The sequence below is a fragment of the Streptomyces sp. P1-3 genome, from assembly GCF_050613155.1.
Classification (GTDB): domain Bacteria; phylum Actinomycetota; class Actinomycetes; order Streptomycetales; family Streptomycetaceae; genus Streptomyces.
In genome coordinates this window covers 3,991,891-4,010,279 of the sequence record NZ_CP192512.1, presented here as the reverse complement: position 1 = coordinate 4,010,279, position 18,389 = coordinate 3,991,891, and the positions used below count along the sequence as shown (strand labels likewise).

Annotated in this window: 14 protein-coding genes and 1 pseudogene; 7 read left to right on the top strand and 8 right to left on the bottom strand. The window is 70.8% G+C overall.

What is annotated here, in order from left to right:
- Window positions 1-17 precede the first annotated feature (17 nt).
- The 4 genes and pseudogenes from ACQUSR_RS17175 to ACQUSR_RS17160 form a co-directional block, all read right to left on the bottom strand.
- Window positions 18-1,199 carry a Shedu anti-phage system protein SduA domain-containing protein gene (locus tag ACQUSR_RS17175; RefSeq protein WP_431043449.1) on the bottom strand — a complete coding sequence of 394 codons (1,182 nt, stop codon included), beginning with the start codon at window positions 1,197-1,199 and terminating at the stop codon, window positions 18-20.
- 118 nt (window positions 1,200-1,317) lie between these two features.
- Window positions 1,318-3,357 carry a TerD family protein gene (locus ACQUSR_RS17170; protein ID WP_431043448.1) on the bottom strand — a complete coding sequence of 680 codons (2,040 nt, stop codon included), beginning with the start codon at window positions 3,355-3,357 and terminating at the stop codon, window positions 1,318-1,320.
- 220 nt (window positions 3,358-3,577) lie between these two features.
- A pseudogene (locus tag ACQUSR_RS17165) lies at window positions 3,578-3,880 on the bottom strand (prolyl aminopeptidase); the annotation flags it as partial.
- An 18-nt stretch (window positions 3,881-3,898) separates the two neighbouring features.
- Window positions 3,899-4,054: a hypothetical protein gene (locus ACQUSR_RS17160; RefSeq protein WP_431043447.1), complete on the bottom strand. Its 156-nt coding sequence runs from the start codon at window positions 4,052-4,054 to the stop codon at window positions 3,899-3,901.
- 107 nt (window positions 4,055-4,161) lie between these two features.
- Here ACQUSR_RS17160 and ACQUSR_RS17155 point away from each other — a divergent pair, with 107 nt between their 5' ends.
- From ACQUSR_RS17155 to ACQUSR_RS17145, 3 genes are all read left to right on the top strand, one after another.
- Window positions 4,162-4,515, top strand: a complete 354-nt coding sequence (locus ACQUSR_RS17155; protein ID WP_431043446.1) for a PadR family transcriptional regulator — start codon at window positions 4,162-4,164, stop codon at window positions 4,513-4,515.
- Window positions 4,516-4,528: 13 nt separating this feature from the next.
- A complete protein-coding gene (locus ACQUSR_RS17150; protein ID WP_431043445.1) occupies window positions 4,529-5,092 on the top strand; it encodes an HAAS signaling domain-containing protein in 564 nt (187 codons plus the stop codon).
- A 168-nt stretch (window positions 5,093-5,260) separates the two neighbouring features.
- Window positions 5,261-6,538, top strand: a complete 1,278-nt coding sequence (locus ACQUSR_RS17145) for a VanZ family protein (RefSeq protein ID WP_431043444.1) — start codon at window positions 5,261-5,263, stop codon at window positions 6,536-6,538.
- Here ACQUSR_RS17145 and ACQUSR_RS17140 read toward each other — a convergent pair.
- Entirely contained in the window at window positions 6,520-10,251 is a 3,732-nt protein-coding gene (locus tag ACQUSR_RS17140) for a hypothetical protein (RefSeq protein ID WP_431043443.1), read from the bottom strand. The two genes, ACQUSR_RS17145 and ACQUSR_RS17140, sit on opposite strands and share 19 nt — an antisense overlap.
- A 208-nt stretch (window positions 10,252-10,459) precedes the next feature.
- Between ACQUSR_RS17140 and ACQUSR_RS17135 the strand changes: the two genes are divergently transcribed.
- From ACQUSR_RS17135 to ACQUSR_RS17125, 3 genes are all read left to right on the top strand, one after another.
- A complete protein-coding gene (locus ACQUSR_RS17135; protein WP_431043442.1) occupies window positions 10,460-11,068 on the top strand; it encodes a hypothetical protein in 609 nt (202 codons plus the stop codon).
- 8 nt (window positions 11,069-11,076) lie between these two features.
- Complete coding sequence (locus ACQUSR_RS17130; RefSeq protein WP_431043441.1) at window positions 11,077-11,490, top strand: hypothetical protein; 414 nt, start codon at window positions 11,077-11,079, stop codon at window positions 11,488-11,490.
- 137 nt (window positions 11,491-11,627) lie between these two features.
- A complete protein-coding gene (locus ACQUSR_RS17125; RefSeq protein ID WP_431043440.1) occupies window positions 11,628-13,082 on the top strand; it encodes an FG-GAP repeat domain-containing protein in 1,455 nt (484 codons plus the stop codon).
- Window positions 13,083-13,163: 81 nt separating this feature from the next.
- Here ACQUSR_RS17125 and ACQUSR_RS17120 read toward each other — a convergent pair whose 3' ends face one another.
- Both ACQUSR_RS17120 and ACQUSR_RS17115 read right to left on the bottom strand, forming a co-directional pair.
- The gene (locus ACQUSR_RS17120; protein ID WP_431043439.1) at window positions 13,164-14,087 is read right to left on the bottom strand and encodes a thermonuclease family protein; all 924 of its coding nucleotides are present in this window, start codon (window positions 14,085-14,087) and stop codon (window positions 13,164-13,166) included.
- 359 nt (window positions 14,088-14,446) lie between these two features.
- Window positions 14,447-14,521 (bottom strand): 50S ribosomal protein bL37, encoded by a 75-nt coding sequence (locus ACQUSR_RS17115; protein ID WP_411977145.1) that lies wholly within the window; start codon window positions 14,519-14,521, stop codon window positions 14,447-14,449.
- Between the two features lie 312 nt (window positions 14,522-14,833).
- On the opposite strand from ACQUSR_RS17115, the gene ACQUSR_RS17110 reads away from it, so the two are divergent.
- Window positions 14,834-15,013 carry a hypothetical protein gene (locus ACQUSR_RS17110; RefSeq protein WP_431043438.1) on the top strand — a complete coding sequence of 60 codons (180 nt, stop codon included), beginning with the start codon at window positions 14,834-14,836 and terminating at the stop codon, window positions 15,011-15,013.
- A gap of 157 nt (window positions 15,014-15,170) precedes the next feature.
- Here ACQUSR_RS17110 and ACQUSR_RS17105 read toward each other — a convergent pair whose 3' ends face one another.
- Window positions 15,171-18,314 carry an FG-GAP repeat domain-containing protein gene (locus ACQUSR_RS17105; RefSeq protein WP_431043437.1) on the bottom strand — a complete coding sequence of 1,048 codons (3,144 nt, stop codon included), beginning with the start codon at window positions 18,312-18,314 and terminating at the stop codon, window positions 15,171-15,173.
- Between the last annotated feature and the right edge of the window lie 75 nt (window positions 18,315-18,389).

Sequence of the window (18,389 nt, the reverse complement as noted above, 5' to 3'; positions counted from 1 at the left end):
CGCAGGAGGGGTGTCGGTCATGCCGTGGGCGCCTCGTTCGGATCGGGGTCCTGCCGTGCCGAGGCTGAGGACAGGGCCAGCATCCGGGCCGCCGACTCCAGCAGGGTCTCGTACGTGATCACTTCTATGCGTGCGGCATGCGTGTTGTAGGTCCGCAGCGTCTCCGCGATCTCCTGAGGCGCGATGCCGCCGCTCACGTACCGCGAGTGTCCGATCACGACCGTCGCCGAGGCCCTACGGGTGTCGATGCCGTGGTCCGCGAGGATTGTGCGGCGGTTCTCGTCCATGGTCCGGAGATAGTTCTGCGCCTGGGAGACGGCGTGGTGCGGCGGGGCGCCCAGCATGAGGTGGCCGCTGCGCCGGATCACCAGGTCCTTGATGTTGGCGCGTTTGAGTTCCACCACGTGCAGGGATCCGTCTCCGCGCAGCAGCGGAATGTCGAGAATGGTGTCCGGGGTGTACTGACGGCGGACCAGCTCGGCCACGTACGCCCCACCAAAGATCCACTCCTGGTTCTTCAGGCAGGCGTGCAGGGCGCTCTCAGAGCTGTCCGGGTTCTCCACCGCGGCACGCAGGGCCACGAGGCCGGCCCGCCTGGCCTTCAGTTCGAGCAGTTGGGCCAGCAGTCCTGCGTCGGCGTCCGCCAGGACGTCACTCATCATCCGCGCGGTCTCGACGGACGCCGGCCGGGGCAGGTTCCGCAGGAGCAGCTCCATGTGGCCGTACTTCTGGAGCCATTTCATGTCCTTGGTGGACAGCCGGATTCCTCCCTCGCCGGTCCCGAGGCCCAGATGGCCGGCGGACAGGGCGATGCCGCGGAAGAGGTCACGAGCGTCGGCGGCGGTGGCATCGGGCTTGTCGCGGCACAGGACGTCCAGGGCGGTGACCGCTCGGTCGGCGCCCATCGCGGTCATCCTCCGCATGTGCTCCTCGCTGCGCTGCCGTGCCTCCTCGTCGTAGTACATCTCCAGGATGTCGAGGAAGAGTTCGCCTCCGGCGTAGGCGGCGAAACGCTGAAAGCGCTGGGCGAGCTCGATGTCCCCGTGCAGGACGGCCTCTTGGGCGACATCCTCCAGGGCGTCCACCAACGGCCTGCCCTTGCCGTACGTCCCGCCGAAGCCACCCATGATGCGCAGCACCGCGTCGATGCGCTCCCGCACGCGCGCGTGCTCGGTCAGCTCCCGTGCCGCCTGAACCATGCGCCAGAGTGTGAAACCGGATCGGAATGTCGCCATGCGCGCCACCCTAGAACCGGGCGCTGACAACCACTCCCAGGTGAAAATCCGGGGCGCGCGGGCAGGCCGGCGGCTCACCGGCTCAGCCGGCCGGAGGCGATTCAGCGGGTCGTGCGCGGCGGGTCTGGCGGCGCTCGAAGGGGCCGAGATGCGCGACGACGCTGCCGTAGAACCGGTCCATGGCGTCGTCGACGCTCCGGATGAAGCCCGATTCCGTAGCGCCTCGGGTGCTTCCCATGCCTTTGAACAGCGACAGGCGGAACCCTGTGACAGCAGCCCCGTCCCTGGGGAGCAAGTCTCCCGGTTCCGGGCGCAGCCGCTCCAACGTGCCGCGTGGGCCATTGCCGCTCTCCACCAGCGTCTCCACATGAAGATCCGCCGGCGCCTCGGCCAGCGACCGGATCAGGCGCTTGGCGGAGGTGAGCAGGTAGCTTCCTTCAGGTGCCGGGATGTCGACGGACGTACGGAGCTTGCCGGTCCGCAAGTCGGCCGTGATCGCGACGATCCCCGGTGTCCCGTCGATGCGCAGCTCCGCGGACAGGCGGCCTTCCGCGCACAACCGGTCGGCGAGCGCGGCTCTCCTGGAGCCCGGATCACCACCGCGCCTGGCGCGCTGTACCGGCAGGGCCTTCTGGCCCAGCTCCCCGCCCAGCCGCAGACAGACCTGTCGGATGAGCCGCTCCCAGCTCTCGACGACCTGGACGGCACGAGGGTCACCTTGGCAGAGCATCTCCGCCTCGATGCCGTTGCGTACCGGGACCCACGCGGGACCCATGTTCTGGAAGCCGTGGCAGCCGGAGTTCTCGTGCTGAAGGTAGTGGAGTAACTCGTGCAGGAGCCAGGCGTGCGCGGCGTTACCGACGCCCTCGTGGCGAATCAGCATCTGCGCCTGGTGCGCCACCTCCGCCCAGGACAAGTGCCACAGCGTGACCTTGTGCTTGCGCCGCCCGTCGACCTTCACGTCGACCAGCGGACTGCCCTCCAAGGCCACGTCGTTCGACAGCGTGACCACGGCCTCGTAGCCCCGGCGGGCTGCGATGTCCATGTAGTCCTGGACCTGTTCGGCCTTGAGCGGATTGCCGTTGGTCTTCGTCTCGACGAGAGCCGTCCACAACTTGCCGGCACGTTCGACCCGGATCACCCCGTCCGGACGCTTGGGGGTGTCGCCGTGCGGCAACGACACTTCGGTGAAGGTCTGCATGCGACCGGCCGGAGCACCGAACGCGGCCGTGAGGCGGCGCCCGAGTTCCGGTACCTGTGCCATCACCGAAAGCAGCACCGAAGTGGCGCGCAGCTCCCGCTCCTTGTCGTTCCTGAGAGACGGCACGGGAAAGAGCCGGGCAGTTTTCCAGGAGTCGTTCTCGGCGAGGGACTTCTTGGCCACCTTGGGCAGCGTGACCTTCTTCTTGACCGTGCGGGTACCGCGTGCGCGCGTCGACTTGTTCTTCTGCAGCGCCGACCCCGCCCCGGCACCCTGCTCGGGAAGACGCGCCAGGGTCTGGGTGGTGGCGGCCGGCCGTGCTGGTGCCGCCGTCGCCAGCACCTCCGGCTCGGCGGTGCCCTCCTGGGCGTGATCTTCGGCGTCCTCGTCGGCGATGTCGATACCGAAGTCGGTGGCCAGGCCCGCCAGACCACTCTCGTACCCCTGCCCGACCGCCCGGAACTTCCACTCCTCACCGCGCTGGTAGAGCTCACCGAAGATGAACGCGGTCTCCACGCTCGCGTCGTCGATGGAGAAGCCGAGCAGGACCTCGCCAGCACGGTCGGCAAGCGTCAGGCGAATGTCTTCGAGATCGCCGAAGCAGGCGCCGGCGTACCGGCTGGCGGCCACCACGATGCGGGAGACGTCCGGCGGTACCGCGGTCAGGTCGAGGCTGATGCGGTCCTCGCTGCCGTTGTCTGTCGGTGTCTTGCCCAGGAGCTGGATACTGCCGTCGGCTGCGGCCGGATGGTTGTAGAAGTAGAAGTCGGCGTCGCTACGGACCTTGCCCTTGTCGTCCAGCAGCAGTACGGATACGTCCGCGTCGCCGTCTCCCTCCGCGCTGCTCCAGCTCAGACTCACGATGACGGCACCGCTGTCCTCGCTCAGGGCCGTCAGGGCGACGTTGGCTCCTTTGGACATCTCGAGCATGTGGCCCCCCGGGCACGCGGCTGCCCGGGCGCGCCCGGGCAGCCGGCACCATCTCGTTCCGTTATGCGGCACCTACTCAGTGCGCACGCGGCGAACCTAGCGCACGCCGATGGCTACAGGGGCGGCAAACGAGGTGAATGCCGATCCCGCGGGCCTGGCTGCCGGGAGGAACCATGTGCCGCCAGGCGATGCACACGGCTGACAGGCCGGCGGCCGCGACGATGTCGCCGTCGCGCGGCGAGCCGGGGACTCCCGCGAGGAAGCGTTCCCACTGCTCGGGGAAGAACCTGCCGGCGCCCCGGTAGAGCCAGTCGATCTCCGAACGCCGGGTGGTGGTGACGCCGGCGACCACGATCTCGCCGCAGCCGCGCTGGTCGAACAGGACGACTCGGTACCGGTCGGGGTCGAAGTACCGGCGCGCGGCGGTTCCGCAGCCTGATGCCGGCCCGCCGTGCACGACGAGCGCGGGCGGTCCTGTAGCCGGCGATCCGGCCGACCGCGATGGCAGCCGCACCTGACCGGCCGGAAGGCCCTAGGCGAAGGCGAAGGCGAGGATGAGCAGCACGACGAGGATGGCGAGCGTCTGCCACCGCGTCGCGCGCCTGAGCGTGTCCGTCGACGTGGGCCCGCCGGACCGCGAGGTCGATGATCGACTGCAGGTGGCGTCATCGGATGTGTCGTCGCTCATCCCGCCATGCTAGCCACGCCGTGTCCGGGGCTCCCGGCCCCGCCCCCCCGGTAGACGGACCAACATCACCTTTGGACGTCTAGAGATAACCAGGTACTGTGCAATGCATGGAACCTGACATCGCAGGTAAGCCCACCACGGGCAAGGCCGAGAGCCAGCTCCGCAAGGGGGTGCTGGAGTACTGCGTGCTTGCGATCCTGCGGAATGGCCCGCGCTACGGCGTGGAGCTGCTCGAAAACCTCGGCGCGGTGAACGTCATGGCCACGAGCCAAGGGACCATTTACCCCTTGCTCTCGCGGCTGCGCCGTGACGGACTGGTGGAGACCCGCTGGCAGGAGTCCCCCAGCGGGCCGCCCCGGCGCTACTACGAGCTGACGCCGTCGGGGCACACGGCGCTGAAGGAGTTCACCGCCATCTGGCCGCACTTCCGTGACGCGGTCGACCACTTCATCACCGACTGAGCAGGAGACCACCATGACGATCACCGAGCACCCGCTGGTGCAGAGCTACCTGTCCGCCGTGACGCGGGAGACGGCCGAGCTCAGCCCGGAGCGCCGGAACGAGCTGCTGGCCGACCTGGAGGAGCACATCGCCGTGGCGATCGCGGAGGAGTCCGCCTCCGGCGACGACGGGATACGCGCCGTGCTCGCCCGCCTCGGCGACCCGCGCACGATCGCGGCCACCGCACTCGGCGAAGAGCCCCCCGCTCCGCGGGCGCGCCAGGGGCGCAGCCTCGCCATGCTGGCGCTGCTCGCGGTGACCGGCCCCCTGACGGTCTTCGCGCCCCCGCTGGGCCTCCCCGCCCTGATCGGCACGCTCTGGTGGCTGTGGACCGCGCCACAGTGGCGCAGCAAGGACAAGGCGATCGGGACGGCGGCCGCCCTCGTGCCGCTGGTGTTCTGGGTGTCGCAGTGGGTGGTCCCCGGGGGCACGGTGAACTTCGGCCTCGGAGCATTCATCCCGGCCCTCCTGGCCATCCTGGTGCTCCCGGCCGCCGTCAGCCTGCATCTGCTGCGTGCGGCGAGGCGCCCGGCCTGAGCCGCGCCGGTCGCCGGCGGCCTTGCCGGTGACCGTTGCCGGTGACCGTTCTCGTAGATCGATCCCTCCACCGGCGGCCGCGGTTCCACGACCGCGCGCCGGCTGACGGATCAGCCGGCCCCCACCTCTATACCTGCCATGTATACACACTATGTATAGTGAGCGAGCATGACGGAGACCTACCTGCTGCCGATCCGGACGGCCGCGCTGCTCTTCCCCGCGCTGGCCCTCCTGATGTTCGTGCCGACGGCGATCGTCCTCTACCGGCGGCACGGCGTCATGACCCGCTGGCGGGTGCTGTCGGTGTACGGCGGCGTGTACTACGCGCTCACCGCCTTCTGCATGACGATCGTGCCCCTGCCGAAGCCGTCGGTGAACGTCTGCAAGGCGTATCCGTCCTTCGCCGAGCCCCAGTTCACGCCGGGTGTCGCCTTCTCCGACATCTGGAAGGTGGCACACCACCGCGTCACCCTCGACGCGCTGATCCTGCACAACTCGGCCTTCTGGCAGACCGTGTTCAACCTGGTCCTGCTGCTGCCGCTGGGGGTCTTCGTACGGATCCACTTCCGGCGCGGCCTCGCCGCCGCGACGGCGGCCGGATTCGCGGGATCGCTGTTCTTCGAACTGACCCAGTACAGCGGGCTGTGGGGCCTCTACGAGTGCCCGTACCGGCTCTTCGCCGTCGACGACCTCATCGTCAACACAGCGGGCGCCGCACTCGGCTGGGCCGTCGCCGGGCCCCTGGCCCGCGCGCTACCCGCCCTGGACACCCTCGACGACCGCGCGCTCGACCAGCTCGCCGCCGGGAAGGTCCCCTTCGGTCGCCGCCTCGTCGCCCTGCTGCTGGACGTGACCGGTGTCGTGCTGCTGACCCCGATCGTCGCCGTCATCGGGTATTTCGCGCTCGGCACGGCAACGGTGCTCGCGGCGCCGCCGGTCGCCTTCGTCCTCTGGTTCGTCGTCATTCCGTGGTTGACGGGCGCGACTCCCGGCAAGCACGTCCTGCGGCTGCGGCTGGTCACACCGGCAGGTGGACGGCCGAGCCCTGCCGGGCTCGCGCTGCGCGCCGTGGTGCTGAGTCCTCTCCTGCTCCTCGCGTACCTCGGCGGGGTCGCGGTCGTCGGCATCGCCGCAGGCGCGGTCCTTGTCGGCGGCAGCGCCTCCACCGACCCCTCCCTCCTGGCCGAGATCGCGGACCGGGCGGAGGAGGTGGCGTTCAGCCTCGCGGCCGACCCCGTGGCCGGACTCGTCCTGCTGCTGCCCCCGGCGCTCTGCCTGGCCCTGATCGGCGCCTACGTGCGGTCCATCCGACGCCACCCCCAGGGCCTGGGCCCCCACGAGACCCTCTCCGGCGTCCGGAACCACGCCCTCCCGCACACGCGAGCACGGATCCGACCCCTTACGGACTCACCGTCCGTGGAGCGCGTTCAGCAGATGGTGCGGTAGGGGACGTCGGGCAGGTAGGAGTGCCACTGGTCGCGCGTGAGGCCCCCGCCGACGCGTTGGCAGAGGGCACGGGCGGCGGTCTCCGGGGCCGTGGTGAAGCTCTGGACGGGGGTGTGCCGGCCTGCGACGCGCAGGGTGGTGCCGTCGGGGGCGAAGGCGAGGGCGAGGACCGGGTCGCCGGGGGTGGTGGGGAGAGCCTGGCCGAGAGCCTGGCCGGAGGCGGTGTCCCACAGCCGCACGGTGCCGTTGCCTCCCGCGGTGGCCAGGATCTCGCCGTCGGGGCTGAAGGCGAGGGCGCTCACCCCTGATGTGTCGCTCTCGGGGGCCGTTCCGTCGGTGACGGAAAGCTGGCTCAGGCGCCGCCGGCCCTTCCCGTCCCAGAGGGTGACCCGGCCTTTCTCGTCGCCGACGGCCAGGAGGCGCCCGTCGCGGCTGAAGCGAGCCGCCGCGATGCGTTCGCCGGTGAGAGCTTGGCGGCCGACCCGACGTGTGCGCAGGTCGACGAGTCGGCCGAGGGCTCGCTCGTCAGCTGCGGAGACGACGACGGAACGGCCATCGGGGTGCGCGGCCAGGGGGCCGCCATCGAGGTTCCGCAGCGTCCGGACGCTGTCTCGGCGGGTGTCCCAGATCGTGATGTGGCTTTCGCCCAGGCCGGCGATCAGCAGGGATTCACCGTCGACGGAGAAGAGAGGCCTTCCATCATCGCGTTGAACAGCGCGGGGGATCCGGACTCGTTCGCGGGTACGCAGGTCCCACACGTACAGAGGATCCCCGTCGACCGAGATGCTGTAGGCGTCGTAGGCCAGGCGTCGGCCGTCAGGCCGGAAGGCCAGCTCCGGAGTCGAGGTGTCGCAGGTGTGATCCCTCCCGTCGGTCAGCGGCAGGCACGGTATGGCCGGCAACTCCGCGGACAGGGTGCCGCGCTCGGCGTCCAGCAGCTGAAACCGCTTCCTGTCCCACGCACCGAGCGAAACCGCCAGCTCCCGTCCGTCGGGACTGAACTGCGCTGCTTCCGCGGGAGCAGCGCGCCAGCTTCCGGCGGGTGGGTAGGAGACGCTGCGCACCGCCCCTCCGCCCAGGTACCGGACCGCGTGGTGCTCGGTGTCGATCTGCAGTTCCGACACGTCCTCGTTGGGGATCTTGTAGCGCAGGGCAGGGGCCTGGGGCCGGCTGGTGTGCCACACCAGGATTTCGTCGGCGTCCTGCCCGGCCAGGACCTCGCCGTCGCCGCTCAGCCGCACGTGTTTCAGTCCGGAGTGCTTGACCGACCACCGTGTGCGGCCCGATTCCAGGTCCGACACCGCGGCCCCGTGGCCTTCGTCCACCCTGAGCAGACCACGGCCGTCCGGAGTGAACCGCAGGGATTCCGTGGGGCACCCTGCGTTCTTCTGGGCCGGAGGCAGGGGCAGGGACGTCGGCCGGCTTCCCGCGGTGTCCCAGACCGTCAGCGGGTCCCGATCAGAACAGGCCGCCACATAACGGCCGTTCGGACTGACCGCGTCCTGCCTCGGATCCGGTAGTGCCCGCCTGAGCAGGAGACGCCGGTGCCGCCAGTCCCACAGCTCAAAGGAGCTGTCCTCCTCGGACCACAGCAAGGTTCGTCCGTCGGCGCTGAACTGCCCGTACCCCGAAGCGAACTTGCGCGTCCGCGTCCCGCCGCCGGCGATCTCATAGACGTACGCGTCCTCCCCGTCGCCGATCACCGCGGCCCGCCCGTCGGGGGTGACGTCGAGCATGACACTTTCCGGTGTCTCGGTTTTCGGGGCTCTCAGGGACGCGAGTTCGCGGTGCGTGGTGATGTCCCAGCGGCGTATCCGGCCCCTGACCGAGTACAGGAGTGTGCGTCCGTCGCCGCTGAGACGCACGTCCAGGGTGTCGCCGTCGACGTCGTCGGGCAGGGGCATGGCGTCCAGCTCGCGCTGGGAGAGGGCCGCGGCCAGGAGCGCTCCGTGGGTTTCGGGGGTATGGGCGAGGTTCCAGGCGGCGAGGCTCAACCGCATGGCGAGTACGGGGTCGGTGGTGCGCAGGCTCGCGGCGGCGGTGGCGACGCGCCGTGCTTCGGCCTGGGTGTGCTCCTGGTCGCTGTGGAGCTTCTGCTCCCACGCGACGGTGCCTGCCACCAGCACCAGTGCGCACAGCACGGCCAGGGCCGCCACGGCACGGCGCGATCGGCGCCTGGCCCGGGCCGCTTGCGCCTGTTCGGCGTCGCGAGAGGCGAGCCCCGCCTTGAGGAAGTCGGATTCCAGCGCGTTGAGCGCGCCGTACTCTCGGCCGGTGAAGGCTTCGCCGGCCTGGGTGAGCCGGGCGCCGCGGTAGAGGGCCCCAGGGTCGCGGTCCAGTTCGTGCCAGGCGATGGCGTCCTGGGTCAGCCGGCGATGCAGGCGGATGCGGTCGCGTTCTTCGTTGATCCAGCCGAGCAGCCGCGGCCAGGCGGTGATCAGTGCCTCGTGGGAGAGGAAGACGTGTCCGTCGTCGAGGGTGAGCAGGCGGCTGCGGGCCAGACGGTCGATGACGGCCTCGACGTCGGCCCCGGCAGCGCTGACCGTGGTGGCGAACTCGGAGTGCGGTGTGGGGCGGTGGGTGTCCTCGGTGCCGTCGCCGGGGGCTATCAGTCTCAGCAGGATGCGGCGGGCGAGTGCGGCCTGAGCGGGGGTGAGCTGGTGGTAGGCGTCCTCGGCGGTGCGGGCGATGGCGCCGCGCAGGCCGCCCGCCGCCTCGTACGCCTGCATCGTCAGAGTCCGTCCCCGCCGGCGGCGCCAGGTCTCCATCAGGGCGTGGGACATCAGCGGCAGCGCGCCGGGCTCCTCCGCGACCTCCTCGAGGATCCGGGCGGTCAGCTCACGTTCCACGTTCAGCCCACAGGATCCGGCCGGCCGCACGATGGCCGCCCGCAGTTCGTCCGAGCCCATGGGACCGACGAGGAGCGTCGCGTCGTCGAGTGCGGCGGACAGGACGCGGTGATCGGCGCACCGGCCGAAGAAGTCAGCCCGTACGGCAAGAACCACCCGCAGCCGACTGCCGTCCTCCCGGGCGGCGAGCAGCCGGTCCAGGAACGCCTCGCGTTCGCCGGGATCGGTGCATAGGGTGAACAGTTCCTCGAACTGGTCCACCAGCAGCCAGGTTTCCGCCGGGCCGTCGGCCGGCGTCAGCCGTTCGGCGTGCCTCATCGGACGGGCGCCGGGGGTGAGCACGCGCACCGCGGCCGGTGTCCGGCCCGCCTCCTGGTCGGGGCGCCGCAGTCGGGGTATCAGGCCGGCGCGCAGCAGAGAGGACTTGCCGCTGCCCGACGCACCCACGACCGCGCTGACACGATGCCGCCGGGCCGTCTCCTCCAGCCGCCCCGTCATCTCGTCGCGGCCGAAGAACAGCTCCGCGTCCCCCGGCTCGAAGCGCGCCAGTCCCCGATACGGTGGTTCGCCGTCCTCATCGTCAGGGCGCGGCCGCGCCGCGATCTCCTCGTTCGCCCGCTCCCAGCGGTGCTGCCACTCCTCCGCGTCGCCCTGGCAGGCGCGCACGTAGGCCAGCAGCACCGGCAGGCTCGGCAGGCGCTCGCCCGCCGCCGCCTGCGACAGCGTCGCCGCCGAGTACTCCACCCGCCGCGCCATCGCCCGGTAGGCGGGCCTGCCGGCCTCGTCGCGGAGCTTGCGCAACTCGTATGCCAAGCGCTGCGCCGGACCGTCCAGCGGATCGACGGCCTTCTCCGGACGGCCCACTCGCCGCTCCCTCCAAGATCTTCTCCCCTGAACGCTTCGCCACCCTACAGATTGATCAGTGCAGCTCAGACGGGGTGCCAATCAACTCCGCGGCGGGTGAACTGGATGACGTCGGGCTGCCCCGCCGAGCTGTTCGGGGCGACCGACGGATCAGAACGGATCAGAAATGAAGCAAGACGACCACCGCAAGAAAAACAGGGGGATTTCCGTGCAGGTCCGACGTACCGCCACCACCATCGCCACCGCTGCCGTGCTCGGAGTCGGTGTCCTGGCCGGCACGGCGCACGCCGACAGCCACCGGCCCTCGTCGCCGACGGTGACGCCGTCGGCTTCGGCCGCGAAGCCCGCCACGGCCAAGACGGGCAACAGCACCTTCACCGCCAAGGTCGCCAAGATCAACCCCAAGACCGGCAAGCAGGTCAAGACCCGCACCGTGCTGTGCGAGTGGAACCACAAGTGGGCGTGGACCGCCGGCAACCCCACCAAGGTCACCGGCACCGCCAGCTTCTTCTGCGCGGCGGTCGGCCCCGACGGGCCTCAGATCACCGGGGAGATCCGGGCACGTCTGCTCGACGGCAAGAACGGAAGCACCGTCGCCGACGGCGAGTGGAGCTTCATCAACGCCATCGATCCGACTCCCACGGTCGCCGAGGTCACCAAGTCGGTCAAGCGGCCGAAGAAGCTGTACGTGCAGAACGAGATGCACGGCGCGTTCCTGACCCCGGGCTGGGTGTGGACGTCGCACCCGAAGGGCTGCTCCGGGGCCGCCACGCCGAACATCGTCTGCAACATCAACTCCGCGAAGTTCTCGGTCTGAGGGGACGCATGAAGAAGTCGCGTATCGCTGTCCTGGCCGGGATGGCCGGGTTGCTGGTCTTCATCGACTCGCCGGCGGCGCTGGCCTGGTCCAGCGCCATGCAGGGGGCTCGGCCCGGCTTCGAATCCCGCACCTGGACGGTGAAGCACGACGGGTCGAGGGCCAGCTTCCGGGAGTGCCGCTCCCACGGCAGGGGGCCCGACCAGAACACCGTGCTCATCTCGATGTGGGAGAACGTGCCGTTGCTGCCTGATCACAGGATCGGGGCCCGTGCCCGCCTGTCGGAATGCTTCAAGGGCGGCAGGTCCAGCTTCGGGCGGGACATCCCGACCGGGACGAGCGTCTACCTGAGGGTCGACCAGGTCAACGGCGAGAACCAGGAGAGCACCGTGGACATCGGGACGATCGTCGTCACCGAGTAGTCCGCTGCCGGTGAGGGCCGGATCCCGCGCGTACGGGATCCGGCCCCCAGCAGGTGCCGATTCCCGGGCTCAGAGGGAAACCGGGCCTTGCCCGGGCCGTTACGGGGCCGAGATCTGCGCCTCGCAGACTTGCGCCCATGCACCGCCACCCCCACCCCCACCGCCTTGCCGCCGCTCTCGCCTGCCTCTGCGTGGCCACCCCGCTGTTCACGGCCTGTTCGGACGACGGCGGGAAGGCGGCGGCGCCGTCCCCTTCCTCCTCGGGCTCGCCCTCGAAGCGGAACGATGGCGGGGTCAACCGGGACGATGTCAATGGTGACGGGCACGCCGACGTGGTCGTCAACGGCTGGTACCGGGCGCAGAAGGCCGGGTTCGGAGGGTGGGACCGCAACTGCGTCGTCGCCCTCGCCACGCCCGGTGGCCCGGAACCGGGCGCGGCGTTCCGCGTCGCGGGGCGCTTGCCCGAGCTTGACCCCAGGACCGACGACGGGCCGATCGGGCACGACAGCTCGACCCAGTTCACCGGAGATCTGGATGACGACGGCTACGCCGACGTCGTGGCAGGCGACATGGTGCCCGACCCCGGCGGGGACGAGTACGCGCACGAGCAGCGCATCGTCTGGGGTGGCCCCGACGGCACCAGGGGCGCCGCCAAGCTGCCCGCCGATGTCGACCGCGCCGTCGCCGCCGGGGACTTCGACGGCGACGGCGCCCTCGACCTGCTGACCCTCGCGGAGCCTTCCTTCAGCGAGTCCGCCGACGGGCCGCAGCCCGCCACCGTCCTGTACGGCCCGCTCAGCCGCGACGGCGCGCCCCGCAGCACCTCGACCATGGACGTGGGCTACAAGGGCTGGGCGTCGGTGGCCCACACGGTCGTCGGCGACTTCGACGGCGACGGCCTGGACGACCTGGTGACGAAGGCCGAGTACGACGAGGAGGACGCGCGCCTCGAGGAGGGCATGCCGGAAGACGTCCTCGACGCCACGTTCTACCGGGGAACGGCCAAAGGGCTGAAGCCTTCCGGGTCCGTACCCGGCATCACGAACGGCTCCGTCCCCGTCGCCACCGGGGACTTCGACGGCGACGGCAAGCAGGACATCCTCGCCAGAGGCCAGGACGACGATCGGGCCGTCGCCGTCTACGGGAGCGACAAGGGTCCCGGCCGGGGCAAGGCCCGCGCCGGCGGGCTCGGAAAGCTGAAGGTGGGCTACGACACCGCGGTCGGCGACGTCAACGGCGACGGCCACGACGACATCGCGACCACCTCCCGTGGCAAGGACGCCCGCATCGGCCAGGTCACGGTGGTGCTCGGCGGCAAGGACGGGCTCAGCGCGGCCCGTACCGTCACTCTCGACCGGTACGCGATCGGCCTCGGCGGCTCTCCTCAGAGCTCGGGGGGCCGCGACGACTTCGGCTGGGACCTGTACGTCGCCGACCTCGACACCGACGGCCGCGACGAGCTGCTCATCGGCACGTTCGGTTTCGACAAACCCCGCAAGGACGCCGGCTACTGGATCCTGCGCGGAACGAAGGACGGCCCGTCGAAGACGGACCGCCGCTTCGTCAAGACCAAGGACTTCGGCAAGAGCTGACCGCTCACGTCCGGCCGACCCGAACGCCGTGTCCAGCGCGCTGAACGCCGTGTCCGGCGCGCTGTCCGCCCACCCGCTCGATCACCGTGTGCCGCCACCTGCGGCGAGCCTCGACGACGGTGTCAGATTGAGCTGGCCGACGGCTTCGCTCACGTCCTGCGGCCAGAGCCACAGCCGGTAGACCGGCGGGACCCGGAAGTAGTCCTCCGGACCGTGCAGTTCACGATTGCGCATGTCCACGCAGTACCTCCGCCGCCAGGAGAACGCCTCACCAGGCTCCAGCGCCGTCCCCTCGGCCTTCTTCTTCGTCACGTCGTGGAGCTTTTCGAGGGCGCGGTACTCGTAGGCGAGCAGGGTTTTGGAGTCCTTCCAGATCCCCTTCTTGTCCTTGACCGCCTTGTCGGCGGCCTTGAGGAGGAGGGGGAGGTCGAGTTCGCCGGGGATGGACGGGTAGATGACGAAGGTTGCCGCCCATCCTTGGGTGATGAGGTCGAGGTTGAAGGTCGGCCGCTTCTCCCGTGGCCGGTCGGCCAGCTCCTTCTTCGAGTAGTTCGGCGCGATGTAGGCGAGCAGGCGGTTGCGGTCGTCGAAAGGCGCGTCGGCGGTGCGGATGAAGATGCCGCGCTCCTTGCCGGGCTTCCTGCCCTCGGCCAGCCTCTTCTTGATGTTCTCCGTGTTGAACTCGGCCGCCTTCGCCCCCTGGCCGGCCTGGAGGCTGCCCGCCTTCCCCGTCTCGATCTTCGGCAGCAGGAACTCGGCGAGGTCGTCGGAGATGGGCGCGATGCCCTCCCGCATCCACGCGGCGAGCTGCTTGAACTCCGCGTCGACCTTCGCGGCCTTCTCAGCGGTGTCCGCCGTCGTTTCCGGAGTGTCGACGGACAGCATGCGGACCGGCATCCTGACGTTCGGCGTATCCCCGTCGTGTACGTCGACCAGGGCGCGCGAGCCCAGCGACGGCATGGGGATCCCGGCAGGGCTCCACAGGATCTGTACAGGGTCAGTCACGAGGTTCCGTCCTTCCGGGTCGGTCACGAGCCGCCGTCCTCCCGGCGTACGCCTCTGGCGCCCCTCCCGCCCCGGCACCCCATCCAGCCTCTGGCTCCTACCAAGCGTCACGCGGGGCTCCCGACGCCGCAACTCCGTGCGGCCGGCGGTTGGACAGGCCCTTCGCCATGAGCCGCAGGATCTCGGTCTCGCGGCCGGTCAGCACGGCAGCCTCGCTCCGCGGGATTCGCTGTTCGGCACACTGCGCCCGGCGACGCCCATCGCTCGCACGACGCGGGTGCCCGGCAGTGGTCGGCTGTCGCCGGACCTGTGAGTCCCGCGACACCAGCGCTGCCACCGGCCGGCCGCGCTCGGCCGGCTCAGGCGTTGGGGCGCTTGCCGTGGTTGGCCTTCTTCTTCTTACGGGCGCGCCGCTTGTTGCCTCGCGTGGACATGGTGTGTGTCTCCCTTCGTCGGGATTTTCCATGCCTTCGCCAGTCTAGATTCGGCTCAAGGCGTCCGCATCAGCGCCGCTGACCAGGGGCGCGAGTGGGTCGGAAGGGGGCGCGCGAGGACAGCGGGCGGCAAAGACGTGCCCATCGAACCTTCAACCGGTCTGTAAAGACGACTGATGCGGGCACCTCCCTGGGGTCGGAAATCGGCCAGGGGAGGCGACAGGGGTGGATGACCGGGGTACGGAAGCGGCCGAACGATGTGCCGCGGCTGACGAGAGGGACCCGACGACGTGTGAGGGGCCGCTGTCGGCGGTGACCGTGATCGACGCCGAGGGGAGGGAGATCACCGGTTGTGTCCGGCACAGCGCGCGGCAGTTGGCGAGCCTGGAGGGCTCGCGGCTGCACCCGATGGCGGCGCTCGGGCCGTGGGCGGTGGACGTGTACTGCCGCGCGGCGGAGCTGCCGCCCTTCGCGTGGCTGATCGGGCTGTGATGCCCGGAGTGGGGCCGACATCGCGTCGGCCCCACTCCTCGTTCGGCGATCACCCGATCCGCGACCCCGGGCCCCCGATCCGCGCCCCACGGCCCCCGATCCACGACCCGCGGCGCCGCGACCCGGCGACCCGGCGACCCGGCGACCCGGCGACCCGCTAGAAGACTCCCTTGTACGTCCAGCCCGCGGCGATCTTCGTCCGTGGCGTGAAGGAACCGTTCCCCTTGCCGTCGTGGCGGTAGAGGTTTCCGCTGGTGTCCCGCACCAGCAGGTCGGCCTTCCCGTCGCCGGTGATGTCACCCGCGCCGACGACCGCGTTGTACAACGCTCCCCAGCCGGAGAAGACCTTCACCCGGTCCTTCAGCTTCCCGTTCCCCAGGCCGTCGTGGCGGTAGAGCGTGCCGTCCCTGTGGCGCGCCAGGACGTCGCCGAAGCCGTCGCCGTCGAGGTCGCCCGCGCCGACGATCCTCGTGTACGCGGTCCAGCCGGAGCGGATCTTCTGCCCCGCCGCCAGCGTCCCGTCGTTCTTCGCGGCGAACACGTAGACGTCCCCGGTCGAGGACTTCCGCGCGAGCAGGTCGGCCCGCCTGTCGCCGGTCAGGTCGCCCGGCGAGGTGAGCACGTCGTACGCGGACCAGCCCGTCCCGAGCTTCGTGTACGGCGTCGACGTGGTCAGCGGCCGACCGCACTTCGGCCTGTAGCCGCGCAGGGAACCGTCCGTCATCCGCACGAGGACGTCGTTGCACCGGTCCTTGTCCAGGTCGCCGAACGGCACGGCCACGACGGCGGTGGACCAGCCGCTCGCCGAGGTCTTCCCCGAGAACCCGCCCTTCCCGTCGCCGTGCTGGAAGGCCAGCTCGCCGGAGGAGTTGAGCGTGAGCAGGTCTCCGGTCCCGTCCGGTCGGCCGTCGCGGCCGGCGTGGTCGCGGCGCACCGGGCTGCCCCCGCGCAGTGCCACGCGGCCCCGTACCTCCAGGGGGGCGCCCGTACCGTCGGCGGGGGTGACGGACAGCGTCCAGTCGTACGTCCCGTTCGGGAGGAACGTCTTCCCCGCGGCCGTGCGGTCGGCGCCGTGCCAGCCGACGCCGAGCTCGCCGCGCGCGGCGCCGCCCTCGACGGTGTCCACGACCTTCCCGGTCGCCTTGTCCCGTACCGTCAGCCGCCATGTGGCGGAGGGCTTGGACAGCAGCACCGTGGTGAGGGTGTTCGGTGCGGTGCCAGGCGTGGTCGCGTCGAGGGAAGAGGCGTTGCGGGGCGGCGCCAGCAGGCTCAGCGGCTGGGTGGGCACCCCGGACGGCACGAGGTGCACGCGCTCCTGGCCGTCCACGTAGGCGGCGTTCGCACCGGACTCGTCCACGGTCCAGCGCACGTCGCGCTGCGAGACCCCGGTGTCGGGCAGTTCGCCGATGACGCGGCCGGACGGCGCCCCGTCCGCGACCGCGGTGAGGGTCAGTTCTCCGGCCCGCCTGTCGTGCGTGACGACGTAGCCGTCGCCGAGCCGCGCCTCGCCGGACGGCACGGGCACCGACTTCCTCGCCACGCGGTCGTACACACCTGCCTCGGCGCCGGGCCCGCAGCTCCAGTACAGCCAGCGGCCGACCGCCTGGAGTTCCTCGGGTACGCAGCCCGCGCCGACGGCGAGCGTCTGCGTCGTCTTCTTCGTCGTCAGGTCGAAGCCCGTGACGCTGCCCGGGGTGGTGCCCGCGGTCCACAGCACGTCGCCCCAGACGGCGGCCGCGCCCGGGCCGCGGGTCACGGTGGGCGCGGCGGAGTCGCCGAGCCTGTAGACGCTGGTCCCGCTCGCGGTCGTGTGGAGCACGTACTGGCCGGACACGTCGGTGACCTGCCCGCCGGCGGGCACCGCCCGCTCGAACAGGCCATGCTGACCAGGCCCATTGACGCGGAGCCGGTCGGAGCCCGACGACGTGGTGTCCCGCTCGACCCAGACGACGCGCCCGTCGGCCGTGCCGTCGATCCGGGAGCAGCCGGAGTCCTGGGCCGGACACTTGGCGATCAGCACGTCGGAACCGGTGAACGCGGAGCGTTCGCCGAACTCGGGGGCGCCGGAGGCGGCGACGATCCGGACGTAGTCGTCGCGCCGTCCGCTGCTGGGGTCGGTGACGACGAGCCTGCCCTGTTCCAGTGAGAGTCCCTGGATCGCGGCCGGGGGCTTGGGCAGCGGTTTGATCCGCGTGACGGCGGGCTTGCCGTCGGGGCCGGGGGTGATGCGCTGGATGCCGTAGGTGTCGGCCGAGGTGGCGCCGACGAAGACCGCGGTGCCGCCGGGCCCGACGGAGACCTCCGGGTTCGAGTGGCCGAGGACGACCGACTCGCCGCCCGCGATCGGCTTGGCCAGCACCAGCGAGCCGCCACTGGGGCGGTAGACCAGCCACTCACCGACGATGGCCAGGCCCTTCGCCGGATAGCGGCTGCCGCCGTTCAGTTCGACCTCGGCCGGGGCCGCGGACAGGTCGGACCGGGGCAGCACCAGCACCTTCGTCTCGCTGGCGTCGTACACGACGATGTGATCGCGGAACAGCCTGGAGTAGGTGTAACTCGATGGCATGGCCGGGGTCCAGCCGCGGACCCGGCCGGTCTCGCGGTCGACGGCCACCATGCTGGTGCCGAAGGCGGGGTCGTCCAACTGGGCCCGGAAGAGCAGCGTCGTGCCGTCCGCCCCGTTGGGCTCGACCAGCCTCATGCCCGCGGGCACGCCTTCGACCGTCACGTTGCGGGTGGTCCCGTCGGGCCCCGGGGTCAGCAGGTGGAACTCCCGTGAATGCCGCCCGTCCTCGCCGGTGATGGTGCGGAAGCTGACGGCCATGGTGCCGTAGACGGCCTTGCCCGCGTGTTCGTACAACTGCTGGCCTTCGGGCACCTGGAGCGTGCGCGTCGTCCCGTCGGCCGCGTCCCACAGATCGACCCGGCCGCCTCGGTGGCGGTACACCAGGTTGTCGCTGCCGGTCCCCCCGATGGCCGGGGCACCGTCGACCGCCGGGGCGGGGAAGGACCTCCCGTCCGCGTAACGCGTCCAGACCACGCCGCGGTGGCCCTCCAGATAGTGGAAGACGCCTTGGGCCCCGGCCCCGTCGGATCCCCTCCGCGTGTCGGCGTAGAAGAGCGACGCCGAGGTGTGGGTGCTGCGCATGGTGGCCGGTACGACGGTCTCCGCGGGCGCGTCCACCGCCGAGGCCGAGCCCGGCAGCAGCGGGCTCAGCCCGGCCGCCAAGGCCGCGGACGCGAGGGCGACGACCCCGACGCGTCGGGCCAGTTGGTGACGTACCGGAACATGACGGGTCACGCGAGTCCCTCCCCTTGGACACGAAGAGGATGCGCACCGTCGCAGACGTCGAGTCGGCCCCCCAGCCGCCACATC

Excerpts from the sequence above, each read along its gene's own strand:
- ACQUSR_RS17175 (WP_431043449.1), bottom strand. The coding sequence starts at position 1,199 with ATGGTTCAGGCGGCACGGGAGCTGACCGAGCACGCGCGCGTGCGGGAG.
- ACQUSR_RS17170 (WP_431043448.1), bottom strand. The coding sequence starts at position 3,357 with ATGTCCAAAGGAGCCAACGTCGCCCTGACGGCCCTGAGCGAGGACAGC.
- ACQUSR_RS17160 (WP_431043447.1), bottom strand. The coding sequence starts at position 4,054 with ATGAGCGACGACACATCCGATGACGCCACCTGCAGTCGATCATCGACC.
- ACQUSR_RS17155 (WP_431043446.1), top strand. The coding sequence starts at position 4,162 with ATGGAACCTGACATCGCAGGTAAGCCCACCACGGGCAAGGCCGAGAGC.
- ACQUSR_RS17150 (WP_431043445.1), top strand. The coding sequence starts at position 4,529 with ATGACGATCACCGAGCACCCGCTGGTGCAGAGCTACCTGTCCGCCGTG.
- ACQUSR_RS17145 (WP_431043444.1), top strand. The coding sequence starts at position 5,261 with ATGACGGAGACCTACCTGCTGCCGATCCGGACGGCCGCGCTGCTCTTC.
- ACQUSR_RS17130 (WP_431043441.1), top strand. The coding sequence starts at position 11,077 with ATGAAGAAGTCGCGTATCGCTGTCCTGGCCGGGATGGCCGGGTTGCTG.
- ACQUSR_RS17125 (WP_431043440.1), top strand. The coding sequence starts at position 11,628 with ATGCACCGCCACCCCCACCCCCACCGCCTTGCCGCCGCTCTCGCCTGC.